The following is a 21,894-nucleotide window of genomic DNA, read 5'->3' as shown; positions in this document are numbered from 1 at the left end:
AACGCCACTTAAAAATACTTTAAGCATAATCTACGCGCTTGGCAAACAATTAGGACCAAACAATATTTTGATCTCTGCAAAAAGTGACGTATCTCGCTTAACTCTAAATCTATCTCCAAACGATAACACTTTTGCGCATCCTCTAGAATCAATCAAAGCAAGATTCATTTCGCAACATCCAGGATGCCTTGTAACAATATTTTCAAGCTCTTTTATACGTGACTTTTCTAATGCTTGCAAAGGAAGAACAATTGTAACAGGCTGAGCATCTTCCGCCTCTAAGCTTGGAACTTCAAACTCAGTTGCTCTTAAAGACACTGTTTCGTCTCGAACCTCTACCTGTCCCCTAATTCTCACAACTTGATCAATCGCAAGTTCTGCAGCAGATGACTCATAGACCTTACCAAAGAACATGCATTGTATTGAACTTTCCATGTCTTCAATAGTTACAATCGCCCAAGCATTACCTTTTTTAGATACTCGCCTGTCTACGCTAGTCACAAGGCCTGCAAGAGTTACCTGCTGATTTTCGCCCATAGTTTTAGCGCGATTTAAAAGCTGAGCAATCGACATTTCCCTAAGACCAGCCAACACAGCAGAAAGACCACTCAAAGGATGATCCGAAACGTAAAGCCCAAGCATTTCTCGCTCAAAGTTTAGCTTCGTTTTTTTATCCCATTCTTCAACATCTGGAATGTTGATTTGAGCATCTCCAAGATCACTATCGGAATCATCAAGATCAGCAAAAAGATCAAACTGACCACCTGCCTGTCTGCGCTTAATAGAAATAACAGAGTCAATTAGTGGTTCACAAATTTCAAAAATAGCTCTTCTACAAGGATTAATTGAATCGAAAGCACCAGATTTAATAAGAGATTCAACAAGTCTACGATTCAAAGCGGCAAAAGATACACGGTTTACAAAATCCTTAAAATCAATAAACTTTCCGCGCTCGCTTTCCCTTTCGCTAATAATATCGTTAACGGCTTTATCACCAACATTCCTAACAGCTCCAAGTCCAAAACGAACTACATCTCCAACTGCAGAATATTCAAGAACAGACTCGTTAATATCTGGCTGCAAAACACGAATACCCATGCGTCTAGCTTCACCCAAATAGAGCGCTGTCTTATCCTTATTCGTGCGCTCGTTTTGAAGCAATGCAGCCATAAACTCCACAGGATAATGCGTTTTCAAATACGCAGTCCAATAAGAAATCAAACCGTATGCGGCTGAATGAGCCTTGTTAAACGCGTAACCAGAAAAAGGAACCAGAACATCCCAAACAGCTTGTGCAGCTTCTTCTGAATAACCATGTTCTTTCATGCCTTTAAAGAACGGGATTTTTTCTTTAGCCAACACTTCTGGCTTCTTTTTACCCATTGCTCGACGCAAAACATCTGCTTTACCAAGGCTATATCCAGCTAAAATACGCGCAGCTGACTGCACCTGCTCCTGGTAAACAATCAAACCATATGTTTCGCCAAGAACATCTTTTAGCGGCTCAGCAACTTCAGGATGGATAGGTGTGATCTCTTGTAAACCATTCTTACGCTTGGCGTAGTTAGTGTGAGAATCCATATCCATAGGGCCTGGTCTATAAAGTGCAATCAAAGCCGATATATCGTTAAAGTTATCTGGCTTAAGTGTGCGCAGAAGGGCACGCATACCGTCGGAATCAAGCTGGAAGACTCCTAAAGTGTCTCCCCTAGCAAGAAGCTGATATGTTTCCTTATCGTCAAGCGGAATTTTAGTGTAATCAATAGGCTCTTTACCATTATGCTCAACATTTTTAAGCGTATCCCTAATAACTGTTAAGTTGGAAAGACCCAAAAAGTCCATTTTCACTAAGCCCAACGTTTCGCAAGTATGATACTCGAACGTTGTTGTTATTGTTCCATCAGTACGCTCCAAAAGAGGCGAAGTATCAGTAATCGGCTCCGAGCCCATGATTGTTGCGCAAGCATGAACACCAGTTTGGCGAATCAAACCTTCAATACCTTTTGCTTCTTCAGTAATTCGCTTCGTATCTGGATCAGTGTCATACATTTCACGAAACTCGCGCGCCTCCGCGTATCTCTTTGATTTTTCATCAAAAATATCGTGGAAACTCATATCTTTTCCGTTTTTTGGAGGAGGCAGAATTTTTGTAATTTTTTCTCCAACGGAAAACTCGTAGCCCATTATTCGAGCTGAATCCTTCAATGCTTGCTTTGTTTTAATCGTTCCATAAATCACGCATTGAGCTACTTTATCTCTTCCATATTTTTCACCGACGTATTCCAAAACTTTGGCTCTACCATCTGGGTCAAAGTCAACATCAATATCTGGTAAAGATACTCGCTCTGGGTTTAGGAATCGTTCAAAAATCAGACCATGCTTCATTGGGTCAAGCTCAGTAATTCCCATAGCATACGCAACCATTGCGCCTGCTGCAGAACCACGTCCAGGACCAACCATAACACCATGTGCTTTTGCCCAATTTATGTAGTCCGCAACAACTAGGAAGTATCCGCAGAACTGCATTTGACATATAACACCACACTCGTAGTCTGCTTGTTTTAAGACTTCCATAGGAACATTGTTGTTATATCTACGCTCTAATCCTTCTTCAACTTTTTTAAGGAATAGCGAAGTCTCATCCCAACCTTCAGGGCAATCAAATTGCGGCATAAAAGCGCCATCTTCACCATCGTCGAACATAACGTTACAACGACGGGCAATTTCTAGCGTATTGTCACAAGCCTCTGGAAACTCTTTAAACAATTCACGCATCTGCTCGGCAGATTTTAAATAGTATCCAGAGCCATCAAACTTAAAACGGTCTGGATCATCCAAGCGCGATCCTGAATTAATGCATAGCATTGCATCTTGCGCTTCGCGATCTTCTTCGTGCACGTAATGCAAATCGTTTGTAGCAAGAAGAGGCGCATTAAGACGCTTAGCAATCTCAAGCAAATCTTTAGTAACGCGCGTTTCGATAGAAAGCCCATGATTCATTAATTCTATAAAGAAATTATCGCGCCCAAAAATATCCTGAAACTCGCCTGCAGCGCGTAAAGCCTCATCAAATTGACCTAAACGAAGACGCGTTTGGATAATACCAGATGGGCATCCAGAAGACGCTATAACCCCTTTAGAATACCTTGATAACACATCTTTATCCATTCGAGGGTATCGCATTACGCGACCTTCTAAATTAGCTATAGAAGACGCTTTGAGTAGATTTGTTAAGCCTTCATCATTTTCAGCCCACATTGTCATGTGCGTAATCAAACCGCCGCCAGAAACATCGTCGCTTCTTTGCGCTTCAGTTCCCCAATGCACTCTGCTCTTGTCTTGTCTGGCTGTTTCAGGGGTCACATAAGCTTCGATTCCAATAATCGGCTTAATTCCAGCTTTTACAGCAGTACTCCACATTTCGTATGCACCATGCATATTTCCGTGATCTGTAATAGCCACAGCTGGCATACCTAATTCTTTTGCACGTGCAACTAGGTCTGGTATCTTCGAAGCACCATCCAAAAGCGAATAATGCGTGTGATTATGTAAGTGTACGAAGTTTGTTTCCAACCTAGCCATAGTGGCTATTCTATAGATGCAATATGACCTGTTTTACTAAATAACTCTACTTTTACAATTCTTGTATGGCGTGTAAAGCGTGTTGCAAATCTAACGGATACTTCGATTCAACTTTAATAAGTTCTCCCGTTCGAGGATGCTTAAATTTTAGACTCATTGCATGAAGCCACTGTCTAGAAAGCCCTAATTTTTCACTTAATTGAGGATTTGCGCCATACATAGGATCGCCCACTACCGGATGTCCTATTGACGAAAAATGCACACGAATTTGGTGTGTTCTGCCAGTTTCCAGATTGACTTTCACTAAAGTCGCTCCCTTAAAACGCTCTATAACATCCCAATGCGTAATTGCAGGCTTACCTGATTTAGTTATTGTAAAACGAAAATCTGAAACTTTTGCTCGCCCAATTGGTGCATCAATTGTAGCTTTATTTTGTTTAAGATTTCCTTGGACTAAAGCGTGATATATTTTCTTCACACTATGATTTGCGAACTGTTTTTTCATTTCTTCATACGCAAAATCTGTTTTGCAAACCAGCATTAATCCGCTTGTTCCAACGTCTAATCGGCTTACGATTCCTTTTCGTAATTCATCGCACACGGTTGTTTTTATTTCAACACCGCTTGCTTCTAGACATTCTGGCACTGTTGGACCATCCCAGCCTTTTGCTGAATGCGCTGCAACCCCAACAGGCTTATCTACTACAACAATATCTTCATCGTTATAAACTATTGGAATATCGCATATAGTGGATTTGCTAGTTGATTTTTCTTTTTGATCCTCAACTTCCTCTTGATTTATAACAATCACATCCCCATCTTGTAAAGTGGAGGATTTTTGTGATTTTCTATCTAAGATTTTTGCTTTGCCACTATCGATTAGCGATATTGCGTTTGCACGCGATACTCCCATAAGTTTCGACAAACATACGTCGAACCTGCATCCAGCAAATTGACTCGTAACTATAAAACGAATATCACTCATCAGCGCGCTCTATAAGAGGAATCCCAATCAAAATAAGGCATATAACTGCAATTCCTGCAAACATAAGCTCAATATCTGCAACATTCCCAACGGACCATCCGTAGTTTATAAAATCTACGACTTTTCCGTTCAAAAAGCCTTGAGCATATTGCGCTCTATCAATAAGATTTCCAAAAGCTCCAGCAAAAGCTAAAGCAAGCGCAATAGTCCAATATAAAGATTTTGTGTGCTTAACAACCGCAATCATAGCAGCGCATGCAACGCAAGCTAACACGCTAATAACCCAAGTAAAAGAAGAGCCTAAGCCAAAAGATGCTCCAGGATTCCTAACAAGAGTAAAAGAGAGCAAATGTGGAAGAATATCAATGCTTTTTCCTCCACTAAGCGCTGCTAATGCCCAAACTTTGGTTATGCGGTCTAAAACCACTCCAATAAAAGCAATCAGTGCAAAAACGGCTGCGCGATTACGCAGCCGTTCTACACGCATATCACAATGCGTCAATGTATTTTTCCAATCTAACTGGATTTAGTATAACTACTTTTGATCCTGTTGATCCTGATTTTCCATAGAACTGTAAGTGTTCTCATCGGAAACTTGAGCAACAAGCTGACCAAGGAAGTCAGTCAAGCGAGTACGATACTCAGTTTCAAACTGCTTGAGGCTTTGAATGTTTCCTTCAATAACCTTAGTCTGCTTTTCAAGATTCTCACGCACCTGGCGAGCGTAAGCATCTGCAGCAGTACGAGTAGTGGAATCATAATCCGCAGCTCTATGCTGAACTTCAGACTCATATTGATCAGCCTGATCGTGAGTTTGCTTAGAATAATCATCAGCAGCCTGACGAACCTTACCAGAATAAGCATCTGCCTCGTTGTGAGCGCGAGCAGCATAAGCGTCTGCATCGCTACGAGTACGAACAGAGTAATCATCCGCATCTCCACGAGTCTGCTTATTGTATTCATCAGCCTCGCTACGAGTACGATTAGAATAATCGTCTGCCTTAGTAACGATCTCGTTATATCGAGCTTGGCTTTCTTCTACTATCTGATTTGCCTTAGCCTTACCCTTATCTACATACTGATCGTGCAATTGCATTGCAAGAGTCAACATTGCTGTAGCGCGTTCTGGCTCAGAACCGCCCACTTCTGCACCAGCACCTGCAATCTTCTGCAAGCTACCTGTTTCCGTGCTTGGCTCCATCTTAGCAACCTGCTCACGAAGCTGCTCTTCACGTTTATGAGATTCTTCAAGTTGACGAGACAAATCCTGAACCTTTGCATTTTCCTGCTGTGTTACAACAAGCTGTTGACGGACTTCTTCCAATTCGCGACCCAAATTCTCGCTACTTGCTCTAAAGTCATCGCGTTCGCGAGTAACGTTTTCAAGCTCTTCATGAACTTTCTTATCAGCGTCTGCCTTAGCATTATCAGCATTTGCAGCCTGTGCTGTGAGCTGATCTACCTGAGCACCTAAACCATCCAGCTGCTCTTTAAGCTGCTGATTCTGCTCGCTCAATGCACGATTATTTTCTTCAGCTTCCTTAAGCTTTGCTGCAAGATCATTGTCATTCTTGTTCGCGCTGCTGGATGCTTCACGTAAATCATTATTTTCTTTTGTTAAAGATTCAACTTGCTTTGTCAAATCAGAAATCTTATTGTTCAAGCTAGCAACATCGGCGCCAAGAGACTGCGTGGAAGCTCCAAGCCCCTGCACTGCCTGCTGACCAAGCGCTTCTATTGTTTCTGTAACCTGATCCAAAAAGTCATCAACTTCGTCAACATCATAGCCTCCCTTGAATCGAACGATTTGGAAGGTATGCTCGCGAATGTCTTTAGGCGTTAACAGAGCCATAATGCATTACACCTCACTTTTGGGCGCGCAGCCCTTTTGATATATCTATTCGATGCTATCACGTCTATAGAAAAAATTGTGTAAAAAGCGATTATTTTTTTACGAAATCTACCAAATTTTTCTAAATTAATAACTAACGTGTCGCTTCATTAAAAATCGTGATTAATAAGCATCAGTAAAGCATGTTCAAAAACATTTGCAAAACTAGTAACAAAAAGTACACTACCATAAAACTCACGTCTAAACTTATGCTACCTAATCTTGCTGGTGGTATAAATTTTCGCGCAAATCTTAAAAGTGGTTCTGTCATAAAATATATGATTTGAGTGAATTTTTGCAAAATCGCATTTGGTTTAAAAGAACGAAATATAAACGGAATCCAATCTAAAACTGCGCGAATAAACAGTATTACTAGATAAGCGTTTATAAAAATATTCAAAATTAGTATTAAGCGTATTACAAAATTCATTAAGATTTTCCTTTAAACTATTTTCAATAATTTTACACAATAGCTAAGTTAATCGTAAACCAAAATATAAGTACAGAATAAGTATAAATTTAAGGCAGATACCTAAAAGATATCTGCCTTAAATACAAGTTAAGCGTAGCAATCGAATGTTCGGTTGCTTGCGACTAGTCTCATGCTATTTAGCTTTAGGAGAATAAGTCGCGAGCAGATCCGCCATTAGGAGCATCTTCAACTTTTATATTTACTTGAGAAGGGCTTAAAAGAAACACTCTAGGAGTTACTCTTTCGATAGATCCGCGAACACCAAACACAACGCCAGCAGAAAAATCAACTATGCGATATGCAACGGATTCACTAACACCCGTAAGATTCAAGACAACTGGTGTTCCATCCCTTAAAGCTCTTCCAACTAATTGCGCATCCTCATAAGATTTTGGATGAATCGTAGTAATGCGACTCATACGACCTGCATTAGATCGAGTAGAAGCACCATTACCAGATTGTGCAGCATCACCATTATGAAGGCTCATAGGAGCAACGCTGTGGTCGTTGTCAAACGAAGTATCTTGTGTCTGAGAATCAGCGAAATCATCATCGTCCTGAACATCACTCATGCCTACATAAGACATCATGTTCTTCATAAAACCAGCCATTAAGATGCCCTCCCCTAGTTATGCTTAACGCAGAAAATCAGGAATATCCAGCTCGTCTGGTTCGTCTTGAGGCTTCACTTGAGTAGCCTGTGTTTGATATTGATTAACTGGATCAACAGAATCAAACATAGAAGAAACAGGTTCAGCGGTTTTAACAGTTTCCACAGGCTTAGAAGGAGCAGCAGTAGTGGAATGAGCTGGAGCCACAGGATCGACTCCTGCCTGCATATCTACGAAAGCACCTGCTTTGCTGTCTTCAGACTTAGGATGAGAGTCGAAACCTGCTGCAATAACAGTAACACGAACCTCGTCTCCATAAGAATCGTCCAAAGAAAGACCCCAAATAATTTGCGCTTCTGGATGTATTGCCTTACGAACAAGCTCTGTTGCTGCACTTGCTTCTTGAAGCTTCAAATCACTTGGACCAGCAATATTGATCAAAGCACCATGAGCACCTTCAATGCTTTCTTCAAGCAATGGAGAGCTAATAGCAATTTCTGCAGCTTGCGTAGCTCGATCTTCACCCTTCGCTGCACCAATACCAAATAGCGCAGTTCCTGCACCGCGAAGAACAGCGGTAACATCAGAGAAATCAACATGAATATAAGAATTCATGGTAATCAAATCTGTAATACCCTGAACGCCTGCAAGCAATGCGGTATCTGCAGTCTTAAAAGCTTCAATAATTCCGATGGTTCGATCTGAAATTTCCAACAAACGATCGTTTGGAATCACAATCAAAGCGTCGACTTCTTTACGAAGATTCTCAATACCAAGTTTTGCTGATGCAGCACGCTGAGGTCCTTCAAAACCGAATGGACGCGTAACTACTGCGATTGTCAAAGCACCTTGCTGGTGTGCGGCGCGCGCAACAATAGGGCTTGCACCCGTACCAGTTCCACCGCCTTCTCCGCAAGTTACGAACACCATATCGGCGCCCTTTAATGCTTCTTCAATGTCAGATTGATGATCTTGAGCAGCTTTAGCGCCTTTTTCTGGATCAGCACCTGCTCCTAATCCTCGACTCGAAGCGTCAGATAATGAAATCTTCACGTCAGCATCAGAACGCAACAAATCCTTGGCATCAGTGTTAATAGCCACAAATTCTACGTTCTGCAAACCCTCGGTGATCATTCGGTTGACGGCGTTACCACCGGCTCCACCGACGCCGACTACCTTGATTATGGTTTTGTCGTTGAAATTGTCAGTCTGGGCAATCTCGCTCACCGTTGTCTCCTGTCACTCACACGCACGTTTACGCATTACTTTAGCGCAAAACGCTCGATAATGGCGACGTTTTATGAATAAAAACTGAAAAAATGTCACCGATTCGATAATACACCGTGCTATACGCAAATCATTAATGCGTTTTATTAACAAAAGTTTAAAATATTAAGCAGTAGTTTATATTATGTTTTATATACTCAAAAACCCTAGAAAACACTAGTAAAACCTAGTAACTTGCATCCATTGGATCATCGCCAAACAACTCCTCACGCTCACTATGAGATGTTATTCGAGAATCCAACCACCCATATGGCAAATGAACTTTTTTCGCAAAACGAACTCGCCCACGCGGCGTGTCTAAAACTTGCTCGGGGAGCTTTAGTGAAGAATCTAACGCATCAACATTACGCTGAACATCCTCAATAGACTCACATTCCATAAAATTCTTACGAGTTCCCCCTCCAACAGGGAAACCCTTCAAATACCAAGCAATATGCTTACGCAAGTCATGAACAGCCATTCGCTCGTCGCCATCATAAAACTCGACTAAAAGCTCAAGATGCCTTAAAATCACCTTGCAAACTTCACCAAGACTTGGATTAACGCGATTATCGCTACCATTGCAAGCAGAACGAATATCTGCAAAAATCCAAGGACGCCCCTGGCATCCGCGGCCAATCGCAACGCCTGCACATCCTGTTTCTTTAAACATTGCTAGAGCGTCATCCGCACCCCAAATATCGCCATTACCAAAAACAGGAATATCAAGAGCATCTACAAGCTCAGCAATACGGCTCCAATCAGAATGGCCACCATAATATTCTGCAGTGGTACGCGCGTGCAAAGTTACAGCAGCACATCCCTCTTCTTGAGCAATACGACCAGCTTGCATAAAAGTCTCGTGGTTTTCGTCAATTCCAACGCGGAATTTAGCCGTAACTGGGATTCCCGCTGGATCACACACGCTTACAACACGATGCAAAATCTCTTGAAGCAAATCCGTTTTCCAAGGAAGAGCAGATCCACCACCGCGTCTTGTAACTTTAGGCACTGGGCAGCCAAAGTTTAAATCAACGTGATCTGCCATATTCTCATCGACAACAATTCGAGCAGCTTGCTCAACAATAGAAGGATTAACACCATAAAGTTGCAAGGAGCGCACTTTTTCACTAGGCGCAAAACGGCATAAACGCAAGGCCTTAGGATTTCTTGCCACCAATGCACGAGCAGTAATCATTTCCGCTACATAAAGCCCGTCTGGACCATATTCGCGGCAAATCACACGAAAAGGCCAGTTAGTAATACCAGCCATTGGAGATAAAACAACAGGAGTTGCAATATGAATTTTCCCTAAATCTACTGGTTTAATAGAAAAATCCATATTGCTTTAACTCCATTCACTTTAATATATTTTGTTTATTAGCGATTTTACGCGACTTTTATTAGCGATTTTACTAGCGATTTTTCACTATACGAGTATTAATACAAGCCGCCAGCCTGAGCAATCTTTACAGGCTGCGATTCGTCAACACCGTTTTCTTTAGAAACATCCACACCACCGTCTGCAGCGCGAGTACCAACAATCTCTACAGGACCTTGCGGATACTTAACGCGCTTTTCGTTAATGCGGCTTGCTACGTAATCTGCAACCTTGTCTAAGGAAACGCGCTCTTGTTGCATAGTGTCGCGCTCGCGGATTGTGACAGCATGATCTTCCAAAGTATCAAAATCAACTGTTACACACAAAGGAGTACCAATCTCATCCTCGCGGCGATAGCGGCGACCAATAGCACCAGCCTCATCGTAATCGATAACCCAATCGTGCTGACGCAAATCTGCAGCCAAATCCTGAGCAACGGATTGCAATTCAGGCTTCTTGCTCAATGGCAAAACTGCAGCTTTAACAGGAGCCAAGCGAGGGTCAAGTCTAAGAACAGTACGCTTATCCACTCCACCCTTAGTGTTTGGAGCTTCGTCAACGTCGTAAGCATCAACCAAGAATGCCATAAGCGAACGCGTAAGACCAGCCGCAGGCTCAATAACGTAAGGCACATACTTTTCGCCAGTAGCCTGATTAAAGTAGCTCAAATCCTCGCCAGAATTCTTAGCGTGAGCAGACAAATCGTAGTCAGTACGGTTTGCAATACCTTCAAGCTCTCCCCAGTCAGATCCTTGGAAGCCGAATTTGTATTCAATATCTACAGTGCGCTTGGAATAATGGCTTAACTTCTCTTTAGGATGCTCATACATACGCAAATTTTCAGGCTTTACGCCCAAATCAACATACCAATTTACGCGAGTATCAATCCAATATTGATGCCAAGCTTCGTCTGTTCCAGGCTCTACGAAGAACTCCATTTCCATTTGCTCAAACTCGCGAGTGCGGAAGATGAAGTTTCCAGGAGTGATTTCATTACGGAAAGACTTACCAATATTCGCAATGCCAAATGGTGGCTTTTGGCGTGTAGCAGTCATAACGTTCTTAAAGTCAACAAAAATGCCTTGAGCTGTTTCTGGGCGCAAGTAGTGCAAGCTGTTTTCGTCTTCAACTGGTCCTAAATGCGTGCGAAGCATCATGTTGAAATCGCGAGGCTCCGTCCAGTTTCCGCGAGTGCCGCAATCTGGGCAAGCAATGTCTTTCAAGCCATTTTCTGGCATTTTGTCGCCGTGCTTTTCGGCATAGGATTCTTCGAGCTTATCTGCACGATGACGCTTATGGCAATTCAAGCACTCAATCAAAGGATCATTGAACACAGAAACGTGACCAGACGCAACCCAAACTTGGGAAGGCAAAATAACAGAAGTATCCACTCCAACAACATCGCCACGCGTAGTGACCATATAACGCCACCATTCGCGCTTAATATTGTCTTTTAACGCAACGCCCAAAGGACCATAATCCCAAGCAGAACGCGTACCACCATAAATCTCGCCAGCTGGGAACACAAATCCTCGACGCTTAGCCAAGGATACGACTTCATCAAGCTTTGAAACAGCCACAATACACCTTTTTCGTAAATCTAGAAAATTTGGGTGAAAACGGTGTTTATTATAGAAAAACCCTGTGACGCTAAAGCAACATATATAAGTATCATATATAAGCTAAACGAATACAATAAAGTATAAGCATAATTTTGCAACACATATTTTTCACTTTGAGAGGATTTAAAATGAGCGAAAACACTGATAACAATACTTGCGATACTTGCAATAACAAGAATTGCCACAAAACTAATACAGTTGCAGCATTATGCATTGCTCCTAGCGGAGTTGGCGAAGAACTTAGCGAATACGTAGCAGATTGCGTTAAAGTGATTCGTGATTCTGGCTTAAAAAACGAAACAAACGCAATGTTTACAAACATCGAAGGCGAATTTGACGACGTTATGCGCGTTGTAAAAGACGCAACTATGGTTCTTGTTGAAAAAGGCTATCGCACAGGCGTTATTTTAAAACTAGACATTCGCCCTGGTTTTAGCGATCAAATCGACGCAAAAGCTGCTCTTGTAGACAAGATTCTTGAAGAACGAAATAAAGAAAAATAAAACTAAAATCAAATAATCTCAAAACTCAACAAAGTTATAATAAAACAAAAGAAAGCAGGAATTTATGCTGCAACTTACGGCAGTTCAGAAAATATTATCCGATTTAGATGAAACCCAAGCAGAACGAGAAAGACAATACAAATACTTTCATCAACATCCTGAACTGTCAATGAAAGAAGATCATACAGCTCAAACAATTATTGATATTCTTAGCAAAGCTGGGATTGAAACAAAGCGAGTTGGAAAAACAGGCGTTGTGGCAGAGATTAAAAACGGCGAAGGTCCTGTTGTCGCTATGAGAGCGGATATCGATGCGCTTACAATTAAAGAAAATTCAGGAAAAGATTACGCTTCAACAGTTACGACACAAGATGAAAATGGCAAAACGGTTGGAGTTTCACACGCTTGCGGTCACGATTTTCATATTTCCAGCCTACTTGGAGCCTTGAAGGCTTTTAACAAGCATAAAGATGCTTGGAGAGGAACGTACATTGGCGTTTTTCAGCCTGGAGAAGAAACAGCTCAAGGCGCAAAATACTTGGTGGAAAATGGCATTACGAGCATGATTGCAAAGCCTGACGTTTACCTTGGCCAGCATGTGTTGGGTGCTATTCCTGCAGGAACAGTCGGTATTCGTTCGGGCGCGTTCTTAACTACTGCAGCTTCGATTCGCGTGCACATTTTTGGTAAAGGTTCACATGGTTCTATGCCTGAGTTGAGTGTTGACCCAGTGGTTGTTGCTTCGTCAATTGTGCTTAAATTGCAGACGATTGTTTCTCGCGAACTTGCAGCTAAAGATTACGCAATTGTTACAGTTGGTGCGCTTAATGCAGGAAGTAAGTCGAATATTATTCCTGATGATGCCGAGCTTTTAATTAACACAAGAACTTATAGCGAAGATACTCAAAAATTTGTACACAATGCTATTGAACGAATTGTGCGTGGAGAGTGCGAGCTTGCAAGATGTCCTAAGAAACCAGAATTTACATACTATGACCGCTATCCGCTTACGAATAATGATAAGAATGCGTCTTTGCGCGTGCGTAAAGCTTTTGATGAATACTTTGGAGAAGACTCTGTAAATATTTCGCGCGCTTCTGCTTCGGAAGATTTTTCTATAGTCGCGAACGCTTTTAATACACCTTACGCATACTGGGGATTAGGTGGATTTGAAGACATGAAAAATGCTCCTGGAAATCACAATCCAGCTTTTGCTCCAGATTTACAACCAACTCTAAATCGTGGACTTGAATCAGCTGTTGTAGCAGCTTGCGCTTGGCTAGCTTGCGACTAATAAATTAATTCTACTAACAGATAAGTTTAAGCGTTTTTTACGCCACCAAATCTGCGGTCGCGATGCGCATAACGGTCAATTGACCTCCACAGCGCTTCGCGACCATAATCTGGGAAAAGTTCTGGCACAAAATCAAGCTCAGCATAAGACGCTTGCCAAGGCAGAAAGTTGCTAGTGCGCTGCTCTCCCGAAGTGCGAATCACAAGATCGCAATCTGGAATATCTGGGTTATACAAGTGTTCCGCAATCATCTTCTCACTAATGCGATCACCCTTAATTTTGCCGCTTTTAACTTCCCTAGCAATTGCCGCGCAAGCGTCTGCGATTTCCGCGCGACCACCATAGTTTAAGCAAAAAACAACGTCAATCGTAGTGTTATTTTTCGTTATCTCTTGAGCTTTTTCCAACTCGTCAATAACAGACTTCCACAATTTTGGCCGTCTTCCGGCCCAGCGCACGCGCACTCCCCACTCGTTCATTTGCGCAACTCTGCGGTGAATAATATCTCTAGAAAATCCCATCAAAAAATGCACTTCTTGAGGAGATCTTTTCCAATTTTCCGTAGAAAACGTGTACAAGCTCAAATAGCGAACACCTGCTTCTATGGCTCCTGCAATAGTGTCGAAAACCACTGGCTCCGCCGCTTTATGCCCTTCGGTGCGAATCATTCCGCGCTCTTTAGCCCAACGCCCATTGCCGTCCATAATCACGCCTACATGTCGAGGAACTTTACCTTTAGGAAAATCTGGCACGCGGCTAGGATCACTAAATGGAGCTGCTGGAATATTTAACGAAGTGTAGTCAACGTTTTCAAAACTCATAGTTAAAATCTAACAACCCCATTGAACGAATACTTAAACCCGTTTTGCAAAGCTTAATAAAAGCCAGCTAAATCAGATAAAAAATCCGCCAAAATCCTCTATATTTATATTTCTCGCAAAATCTCTATTAAAGCGTTTAAATATTGCTCTCCGTAACTAGATTTATACCATCTAGCGTGCTCTAAGAACCCAGTATCGTAGCCCCAAATTTTAAAGTCGTAAGATCCATTTGACTTTAAATAATAGTCTACAAATTCTACGCATTGCTCAATTTGACTTACGCTAAGAATAAGCGGAAGCAACTCTTTTTCAACATCTGTTAATGGTCGAACGATAGCATATCCTTGCAAAATTGACTTAACTAAGTCTGTTCTAAATGAATCTTTTTTGCCATTCGCAATATCTACCCACTGAATTGTGTTGCGTTCCAAAGTCATTGCTAAATCGTAGATTGCTGTGTTTCTATACGCCATTCCAAAGTCAAATACTGCGCTTGGAGCACTACCTTCCCACATAAAATTAGATATATGCGGATCTCCATGAGTCCACTGCTTTCTTAGATTCGCGTACCCCAAATCGTAAATTTTTTTGCATGTTGGAGCAAATTCGCTTAAATCTTTTACAAAATCACGATTCTGTTCTTTTAAGAATTTCGCTAAATCGGGCCTATTTTTTAACCAAACTTCGGCATCACTTTGCACGTCTTCGCTTGCACAAAGACTAAATCTTGATTGAAAAGCGTTGATTTCCTTAGGATTTGGCTCGTCAAAACTTTGTGAAGCTAAGGCGATTTTTGCCATCATCGCTCCAAGATTTTTGGCTTCTTCGCACGTTTTAGGCGGATCCCAAGTGTACGCGTCTTTGTATCGGTCTTCTCCACTAGCTTTTAAAGTAACTTCGTAAGCGCAATCGCCTATTACAAGAAGAGTTCCGTCTACGCAAATATCGCCAGAAGTATTCTTTTCTAAACCTAAAGACTCGCTATTTTTATTAAAATACAAGTACTTTGGTGTGCTTATTTTGTTTTGTAAAAGATGCTCAGCAAAACGATGATACGGTCTAATTGTGCTAGCTTGCCTCACTTTTGTGCTGCATCTTTTAATATAAACGTCCAAACTTTTAGATTGCTTTGATGCATTATCTTTGTAATGCGCGCGAAGCAATGAACCTGCAGCCATCGGGCGCAAACTATGGCTTAAAACGCAATCTACTTCTAGCGACTCCTCTAAAAGCGAGCACACAGTATTTGCCTCATCTAAATCAACATTTGCCCATCTTTGAGCAACAATATCTAGTTGAGGGTCGTTGCTTTCGTTTTCCATATTCGCTCCAATTTACAGATATTTGGCTACAGGCTCATTGATTTTCGCGCATTTTTTTGCAGAATTATTTGACGCCAACTAGCTCATGTGCGGCTGCTGGCGACTTTGCTTATGCAAAACTAACTATTGCAAAACTAACGACTATTCTGGCAAATACTCGTTTGTTACGCACCCGTTTTCTAAACTTTTTAGCGCGCAATCAAGAGGCACGCTTAAGTGGCCATTTTCACCCATCCAACGAGTGTAGTTTTCCACCAAAGCCATGTCTGCCGTGCCCCAACGACCATTCTTGTCGTACCAAGACGGAATCACTTCGTCTAGCGAGGCACGCAAAGCCTCTGGGCTAATATGGCAAAGCGCATTCTGCAAAGCATCAACACCAGCCTGAGGGTCTTTTCCTGCCATCTCATAGCCCTTAACTGTTGCGCTTGCAAAGTTACGTATTAATTGCGGATTTCGCTCAATCATCTCTTGGCGAGCGCAAACATAGTAAGAATGATGCGGCGCTACGCCAATAGAATCGAATGGAAGAACAACAACTTGATCAAATGGAAGCGAACCCTGGTATGGCTCCCACCAAGCTACGTTAATAAAAGCATCGCACATTCCGCGTTCTACTGCTCTAATGTCTGGCTCCCATGGGCCTGGGTCAATTGTAATCAGCTTGCTAAAATCGCCGCCGTCGGCAGCAACCGCCTGCTGAAGCTCCGTGTATAGGCGCTTAACGCCCATAGGAATTACTACGCGCTTTCCTTCTAGATCTTTAAATCGCATAATGCCCGTGTTTTTATTTGTTATGATTCCACCAATTTGCGATTGATTCATTACAGCAAACGACGTTAGCCTGTTTGCACCATTTTGATGAGCCAAAAGTTGATTTAAACGAACAAGAGCTATATCTACTTCTCCACGCTCCAAACATGCTGGAACATCGCCGCGCTCTGTATCTGTGCTTGTAAACTCTACATCTAATCCGTATTGTGCATACAATCCGCGCTTTCTTGCAAGATACATACCTGCGTGATTCGTCCATGGATGCACATATTCAAGACGTACTCTTAGCATATTAACTCCTTTGTTTTATAGTGATTTGTGATTTTATTATTTGTGATTTTATTTTGACTTTTATTTGCAACTTAACTTGCGATTTAACTTGCGACTTTACAAAAATGGGCGAGGTAATTAATCCCCGCCCACAAATCAAATTTATAAGTTGATTTTACTTGTAATCTTACCCGTAAAATCAGGCGCGCACTTCTTTGCCAGAAGCAAAGCGGCTCAATGCGCCAGTGGCAGCAATACCCTTATACAAGTACCACATCAAAACGCCACCGATTACAGCACCAGAAATCATGCTGCAAATAGTGTGAATCACCATGAATGAACCAAAGATTGGAACACCTGCATAGTAGAACGGGTAGGTTGAAACGATTCCACCCAAACCAGCTAATGCGCCAGAAAGTGCGCTTAAGCCAACATTCCACTTGCGATACATGAAGAACAAGAATGCAAATTCAGCGAACAAGCCCTGAACAAATCCAGGAAGAACGGTACCGATACCACCCCAGTGGCTTCCAACAGTCAACTCAACCATTGCAGCAATAAACTCACCGAACAATGCTGCACCTGGCTTGCGAACCATAATAGCAGCCAAAGGACCAGCAAAATAGAACAAACCGTAGTACAATGCGCTGACTCCTGGAACTGGAATAAGCTTAAGAGCAGCAGAAATAGGCTCGCTAATCAAACCGATACCCCAGAAGATAATACCAGAAGCTACAGCTACAACAACCGTGAGCGTAATATCAGCTACATTCCATCGCAAAGATGGACGCACGGTTTCTTCTTCAACAGATGCACCCATTAGGGTCTCCTTTCATTATCAGTTATCAAACAAAGGCGACCCTGCAGAAAACTCCGTACGTCGGCATTAACCGAATCACGTTAAACGGTTAGACAGTAATCTTCTCAGCTCTTTGAAAGAGCACCCGTGTCTGATATCAATCATTATTGCATCAGACAGCGAGGACAATTATTATAAAATTCAAACAAAAAATTAACAAAAACGCTCACTAAAACGTTCACAAAAACGTTAAATAAGACGCTAAAAAAGCTATATTAAATCACATATTATTTTCTAATAAATGCATTGATTTAATTGGACGCTCAAGATAATATTCACACCACTGCTCAACGCATCTATACGTTAAATAATCAATATCTGTTCCGTCTATATTCTTCCAATCGCCATTAATCAAAGAAATCATTTGAAAACGTGCTAAATCATTACACTTAATTGACTGCAAATCATGATCTTTAGAACACATAACTCCTCCAGAACAAGAGGAAAAATATGATAAATCATCTTTAGTTGCACAAACTACGCATTCATTAAGCATAGGAGACCAGCCGGCTAGTTTTAACGCTCTTAAAACATATGAGAATCCAATTGAATCAGCACTATGCAATCCCCTAGAAAGAGCAGATAAGGCTGCAACTAGCAGATTGTATTGCATACAAGAATCCTGATACTGTGCAGAAGACGAAACCAAATCATCTGCGATTTCAGCAATCATGCTAGCACGACTATACAAATCATAATCAGCACAAATGCTCTCAGCATAAGCAGAAACTAAAACTGCTTGAGAAACAACATCAAAAGTTCTTCCAGTAGCAAAAAGTGCATTCACACGCATAAAAGGTTCTAAACGCGCCCCAAAACGAGATTTTATTTTCCTAACACCTTTTGCAACAGCACGAATCTTACCATGCTTTTTAGTAAGCATAACTACAATTCTATCCGCTTCTCCTAAAGGAAAAGTCTTAAGAACTACAGCCTCATCGTTATACAACGGCATGAAAATCAAAAACTCTTAATCTGCTAATCCAAAGTATTTTTATAGATCAGTTGTGGCTTGGATTCACAAAACCACCGAAATTAGATTCGCCAGTATCATCCAAATCATCTGAATCATTATTGCCAGCATTGTTAGCATTAAAATCTTCAGAAGAAGCATTAAAATGATTCATAACTGGGAATGAAAGATCTGGAATATCTAGATTGAGACTTTGCGACGGCTCAAATTTAGGAGATGCAAGAAGAGACAAATTCAAATCACCAACAGGGTTTGAAGCACTATTCTTTGAATCATTCTTATCATCATCTTTAGTATTAACAGCATTAGCATTAGCAGCATTAACATGATTCTGACTATAAGAATCTTGGCTAGGTGCAGCTGGAATAGCACTGTCTCTTGTATAAGTCTGCGAATAGGAATCTTTCGGAGCATACGATGGTGGGAACGTAGGAGGCATAACAGTAGAAGCCTGAGACATCTCGTCATCAGTATCATCATTAGGCTCTACATTAGCAGAATGAGGCGTAAAAATAGCCCTATCCCCATGGTGCAAATCGTTAAGAGAAGCACCACTATTGTTATCAACACTGTTGTCTACAGGTGCGAAAATGCTTTGCCTATCTTGAGGCATATCTTCAATATGCTGTGCAGAACTATTATCACTACCTGCCACATGCTCAACGACTGGCACACTATCTGCACTAATATGATGCGAATCTACTTCATCAACTGTAGTTCTAGAAAAAATATCATTTGCAACAGGATTATCTGCTTCAACAGTATTTTGAACAGGATTTACTACAAACGAATCCGCATTATGCTCAACGGGAACAGATGGAGGCATAGGATTTGCAGATTGCACAGGCTGTGGCGTCGTCTGACTATATGCTGCGTTAACAGAAGATGCGGCAGCACCATTAGAATCAAAATCTAGGTACTTAGAAACACGATCGTAAGATTCAAGCCTACTAAGCAATCGTATGCAAGCGTTCAAATAATAATCCACTTGACGCTCATCATATCCATGTTTACCAGAACGCTGTGTAAACAACACGTTAGAAACAAACATTGCGTCAATGCCATCAAGATCGCTTGAACTATTACCCCACGTTGGCTTATATCCAAGAAGAATAGAAATCTTATCTAAGGTCTTATTAACAACATTATCGACCTGTTTTTTATCATACGAAGGCTTGCGAGATTGACCAGAATCAAAACGCATCTTGTAATCACGCTGAGAATGATTAAGCAAAACACGGTATTCACTATCGGCTTGTGCTTTCCAAACGATTCTACCGCGATGAGAAATTTCGTATTCGGTTGTTTTATCTACAACAGCACGTTCCAACCTAGAAAGAGCCGCATCAACTTGAGGTATAGCGTATCCTTCATCTTCTAAATCGAAGGACACGTCTTGAATATCTTTTTGTGTAAGACGAATGTCGTCGGACTCATACAAAGAATGGGCACGCTCAAGAAAATCATTAACTTGCTCTACGCTGTAACCCTTCTTGCGCTTACCTACGCGCTCAATACCAGAAGAATTACGCGCAGTATCGGGTTTACTTGCCATAAACAATAGACCTCCTGAACATATCATTATTGAATATACTCTACGCGATTGTTAAGACGCTTCAAAACGCAAAACACAAACTCTGAAAGACACACGCAAATCGCGAATCACGCATCTAGTACACACCATACTGTATCTTGTTTCAAGCGGGCGATTAGCTCAGCTGGCTAGAGCGCCACCTTTACACGGTGGATGTCGGGGGTTCGAGTCCCTCATCGCCCACTTTCCGCTTTTCTTGGTTAGCGTATCGCTCCCCGTGTTTGTTTATTTTTTCCACGTGTTTGTTCCCAAAACCACCAAATACGTAAACAATCTCGGGAAAATCGTTCGCGCGTTACGCTTTAAGCGCGAAGGCAGGTCTCGCGCAGTATGTGCTTGCCGCGCAAATCTGATTTATTCTTACGCTTTTGCAAGTATCCAGTTACCATGATTGAAATTATCAACAGCGAAAGAATCATAGCAGCTACAAACAGCGTCATCCAAAGCGGCCACTGAAGATGATCTTCTGGAGCGTGCGCTGGGTCCGGCAGCACGCGATACCCCGTAATCAGTAGCCTATGCGAGTTCACACCATACGGCGTGCATGTAAGCAAAGTCGCCAAATCGCGCCCAGGCTCACGCTGCAGCAAACTGATATCCTGCGGGTCTACAACACTAATGCGAAACACCCTGTAGCGCATCGTGTCGCCCTGTACATCAATGTAGAAGTAGTCTCCACGCTTCATGTCGATTAAACCGTCAAACATGGTTGCTGTAGGCAATCCAGTATGCGCTGTAATAACGGTATGCCTGTTTTTGCCGCCCACAGGTAAATCTGTGCCATACAAATGCCCTGCTCCGCGAGCTAGAACATCGCGCGAAGTACCATGGTAAATCGGTAGTTTTACACCAATTTTCGGGATTTTTATGATTCCCATAATTCCCATTGGTTCGTCTAGTTGTTTGATATATGACTTATAGTCTGCTGTTTTTTTGTAATTGTCACTGCCGTCATACGGGTCGGCTGTAAAGAATTTTTTTCTGCGCGCATTGTATTTTCGCGCACTTCTTAGAATAGATTCTCGCACGCCAGCGGCCTGATTGTAGCTTACTTTGTCGTAATCTATGGAAATTTGTTTAGACACGTGGTTGTTCCACAGTGTTGACGCCACTGGGTAGCTGAAGAACAATACGCCTGCTAGCACTAACGCAATCGGCTCAATTATGCGATGTATAAAAGTTTTCTGTGTTTTTAAGTTTTTCTGTGTTTTTTGGTTTATTTTTTTGCTTGAGTTGGATCGTGGAATTTGCTCTTCGGTTGCTAGCGACTTATCCGCTAGCAAACCACTCGCACCAGCCACACTGCTCGTGCCAGCCACACTGCTCGTGCTAGCCACACTGGAGGTACGCTTCGCCTTATTCTTAAACAATTTAGCAACAGCGCGCTCGCTCAACAAGCGGCACCAATTGCTAATATCGGCTAGCTTCATAACTCCTCCAAGCTAAAGCTATTTAATGAAAGATAATATTTGGTTTGATTTTGCTACAAACGCAGTGGGATTTTGTGCTTTTTGTTGCTCAAAACGGCAAAATTAACAACAAAATCGGGAAAAACTTACCGAAAATGTTGCTTAAAACCACAAAATCAACAACAAAAAGCGGAAAAACGACGGGTTTTGTTGCTTTAACAGTCCACATAGGATTGAGTCTAGGGTTTTTGCCCTAGACTCAATC

At 41.8% G+C, this 21,894-nt stretch carries 19 protein-coding genes, 1 tRNA gene and 1 riboswitch; of the genes, 4 read left to right on the top strand and 16 right to left on the bottom strand.

All coding sequences use genetic code 11. From position 1 onward, the window contains the following. Positions 1–30: 30 nt before the first annotated feature. The 9 genes from dnaE to HXT60_RS01600 all read right to left on the bottom strand — a co-directional run bounded on the left by dnaE (position 31) and on the right by HXT60_RS01600 (position 11,768). A complete protein-coding gene (gene dnaE / locus HXT60_RS01640; RefSeq protein ID WP_004137938.1) occupies positions 31–3,582 on the bottom strand; it encodes a DNA polymerase III subunit alpha in 3,552 nt (1,183 codons plus the stop codon). Between the two features lie 52 nt (positions 3,583–3,634). Next, positions 3,635–4,567, bottom strand: a complete 933-nt coding sequence (locus HXT60_RS01635; protein WP_421791241.1) for an RluA family pseudouridine synthase — start codon at positions 4,565–4,567, stop codon at positions 3,635–3,637. Beyond that, positions 4,560–5,054 carry a signal peptidase II gene (locus tag HXT60_RS01630; protein WP_410312288.1) on the bottom strand — a complete coding sequence of 165 codons (495 nt, stop codon included), beginning with the start codon at positions 5,052–5,054 and terminating at the stop codon, positions 4,560–4,562. The genes HXT60_RS01635 and HXT60_RS01630 overlap by 8 nt, the downstream gene beginning before the upstream one ends. Positions 5,055–5,102: 48 nt before the next feature. Further along, a complete protein-coding gene (locus HXT60_RS01625; RefSeq protein WP_004116826.1) occupies positions 5,103–6,419 on the bottom strand; it encodes a DivIVA domain-containing protein in 1,317 nt (438 codons plus the stop codon). Between the two features lie 172 nt (positions 6,420–6,591). After that, a complete protein-coding gene (locus tag HXT60_RS01620; RefSeq protein ID WP_004112397.1) occupies positions 6,592–6,888 on the bottom strand; it encodes a YggT family protein in 297 nt (98 codons plus the stop codon). A gap of 185 nt (positions 6,889–7,073) precedes the next feature. Further along, entirely contained in the window at positions 7,074–7,541 is a 468-nt protein-coding gene (locus HXT60_RS01615; RefSeq protein WP_004122172.1) for a cell division protein SepF, read from the bottom strand. A gap of 24 nt (positions 7,542–7,565) precedes the next feature. Further along, positions 7,566–8,768 (bottom strand): cell division protein FtsZ, encoded by a 1,203-nt coding sequence (ftsZ, locus tag HXT60_RS01610; RefSeq protein WP_285067396.1) that lies wholly within the window; start codon positions 8,766–8,768, stop codon positions 7,566–7,568. Between the two features lie 226 nt (positions 8,769–8,994). After that, positions 8,995–10,149, bottom strand: coding sequence for a tRNA dihydrouridine synthase DusB (gene dusB, locus HXT60_RS01605; RefSeq protein ID WP_285067395.1), 1,155 nt, complete (start codon positions 10,147–10,149; stop codon positions 8,995–8,997). A gap of 98 nt (positions 10,150–10,247) precedes the next feature. After that, positions 10,248–11,768, bottom strand: coding sequence for a glycine--tRNA ligase (locus tag HXT60_RS01600; protein ID WP_285067393.1), 1,521 nt, complete (start codon positions 11,766–11,768; stop codon positions 10,248–10,250). 170 nt (positions 11,769–11,938) lie between these two features. On the opposite strand from HXT60_RS01600, the gene HXT60_RS01595 reads away from it, so the two are divergent. Both HXT60_RS01595 and HXT60_RS01590 read left to right on the top strand, forming a co-directional pair. After that, positions 11,939–12,313, top strand: a complete 375-nt coding sequence (locus tag HXT60_RS01595) for an MTH1187 family thiamine-binding protein (RefSeq protein ID WP_004112383.1) — start codon at positions 11,939–11,941, stop codon at positions 12,311–12,313. A gap of 64 nt (positions 12,314–12,377) precedes the next feature. Next, on the top strand, positions 12,378–13,607 hold the full coding sequence (locus HXT60_RS01590; protein WP_020759884.1) for a M20 family metallopeptidase: 1,230 nt from the start codon (positions 12,378–12,380) through the stop codon (positions 13,605–13,607). 26 nt (positions 13,608–13,633) lie between these two features. Here the strand turns inward: HXT60_RS01590 and HXT60_RS01585 are convergent, their stop codons facing one another. From HXT60_RS01585 to HXT60_RS01560, 6 genes are all read right to left on the bottom strand, one after another. Then, complete coding sequence (locus HXT60_RS01585) at positions 13,634–14,428, bottom strand: isoprenyl transferase (RefSeq protein WP_004112377.1); 795 nt, start codon at positions 14,426–14,428, stop codon at positions 13,634–13,636. A 104-nt stretch (positions 14,429–14,532) separates the two neighbouring features. After that, positions 14,533–15,750 (bottom strand): phosphotransferase enzyme family protein, encoded by a 1,218-nt coding sequence (locus tag HXT60_RS01580; RefSeq protein WP_248898659.1) that lies wholly within the window; start codon positions 15,748–15,750, stop codon positions 14,533–14,535. Positions 15,751–15,891: 141 nt separating this feature from the next. Continuing rightward, on the bottom strand, positions 15,892–16,815 hold the full coding sequence (locus HXT60_RS01575; RefSeq protein ID WP_421791236.1) for an ABC transporter substrate-binding protein: 924 nt from the start codon (positions 16,813–16,815) through the stop codon (positions 15,892–15,894). Positions 16,816–16,993: 178 nt separating this feature from the next. Then, positions 16,994–17,614 carry an ECF transporter S component gene (locus HXT60_RS01570; RefSeq protein ID WP_004112368.1) on the bottom strand — a complete coding sequence of 207 codons (621 nt, stop codon included), beginning with the start codon at positions 17,612–17,614 and terminating at the stop codon, positions 16,994–16,996. Positions 17,615–17,649: 35 nt separating this feature from the next. Continuing rightward, positions 17,650–17,752, bottom strand: a riboswitch (TPP riboswitch). A 121-nt stretch (positions 17,753–17,873) separates the two neighbouring features. Beyond that, positions 17,874–18,608 carry a DNA repair protein RecO gene (gene recO / locus HXT60_RS01565; RefSeq protein ID WP_004115648.1) on the bottom strand — a complete coding sequence of 245 codons (735 nt, stop codon included), beginning with the start codon at positions 18,606–18,608 and terminating at the stop codon, positions 17,874–17,876. A gap of 46 nt (positions 18,609–18,654) precedes the next feature. Next, the gene (locus HXT60_RS01560) at positions 18,655–20,181 is read right to left on the bottom strand and encodes a DivIVA domain-containing protein (protein ID WP_014554714.1); all 1,527 of its coding nucleotides are present in this window, start codon (positions 20,179–20,181) and stop codon (positions 18,655–18,657) included. Between the two features lie 148 nt (positions 20,182–20,329). Here HXT60_RS01560 and HXT60_RS01555 point away from each other — a divergent pair. Continuing rightward, positions 20,330–20,403 (top strand) — tRNA-Val (locus tag HXT60_RS01555). Between the two features lie 119 nt (positions 20,404–20,522). Here the strand turns inward: HXT60_RS01555 and HXT60_RS01550 are convergent. Beyond that, positions 20,523–21,650 (bottom strand): class C sortase, encoded by a 1,128-nt coding sequence (locus HXT60_RS01550; protein ID WP_421791233.1) that lies wholly within the window; start codon positions 21,648–21,650, stop codon positions 20,523–20,525. Between the two features lie 44 nt (positions 21,651–21,694). On the opposite strand from HXT60_RS01550, the gene HXT60_RS01545 reads away from it, so the two are divergent. Then, positions 21,695–21,886 (top strand): hypothetical protein, encoded by a 192-nt coding sequence (locus tag HXT60_RS01545; RefSeq protein WP_180979780.1) that lies wholly within the window; start codon positions 21,695–21,697, stop codon positions 21,884–21,886. Positions 21,887–21,894 lie beyond the last annotated feature (8 nt).

It is taken from the genome of Gardnerella sp. KA01002 (assembly GCF_049244015.1).
Taxonomy (GTDB): Bacteria; Actinomycetota; Actinomycetes; order Actinomycetales; family Bifidobacteriaceae; genus Bifidobacterium; species Bifidobacterium vaginale.
This window is presented reverse-complemented; position numbering and strand designations above follow the sequence as displayed.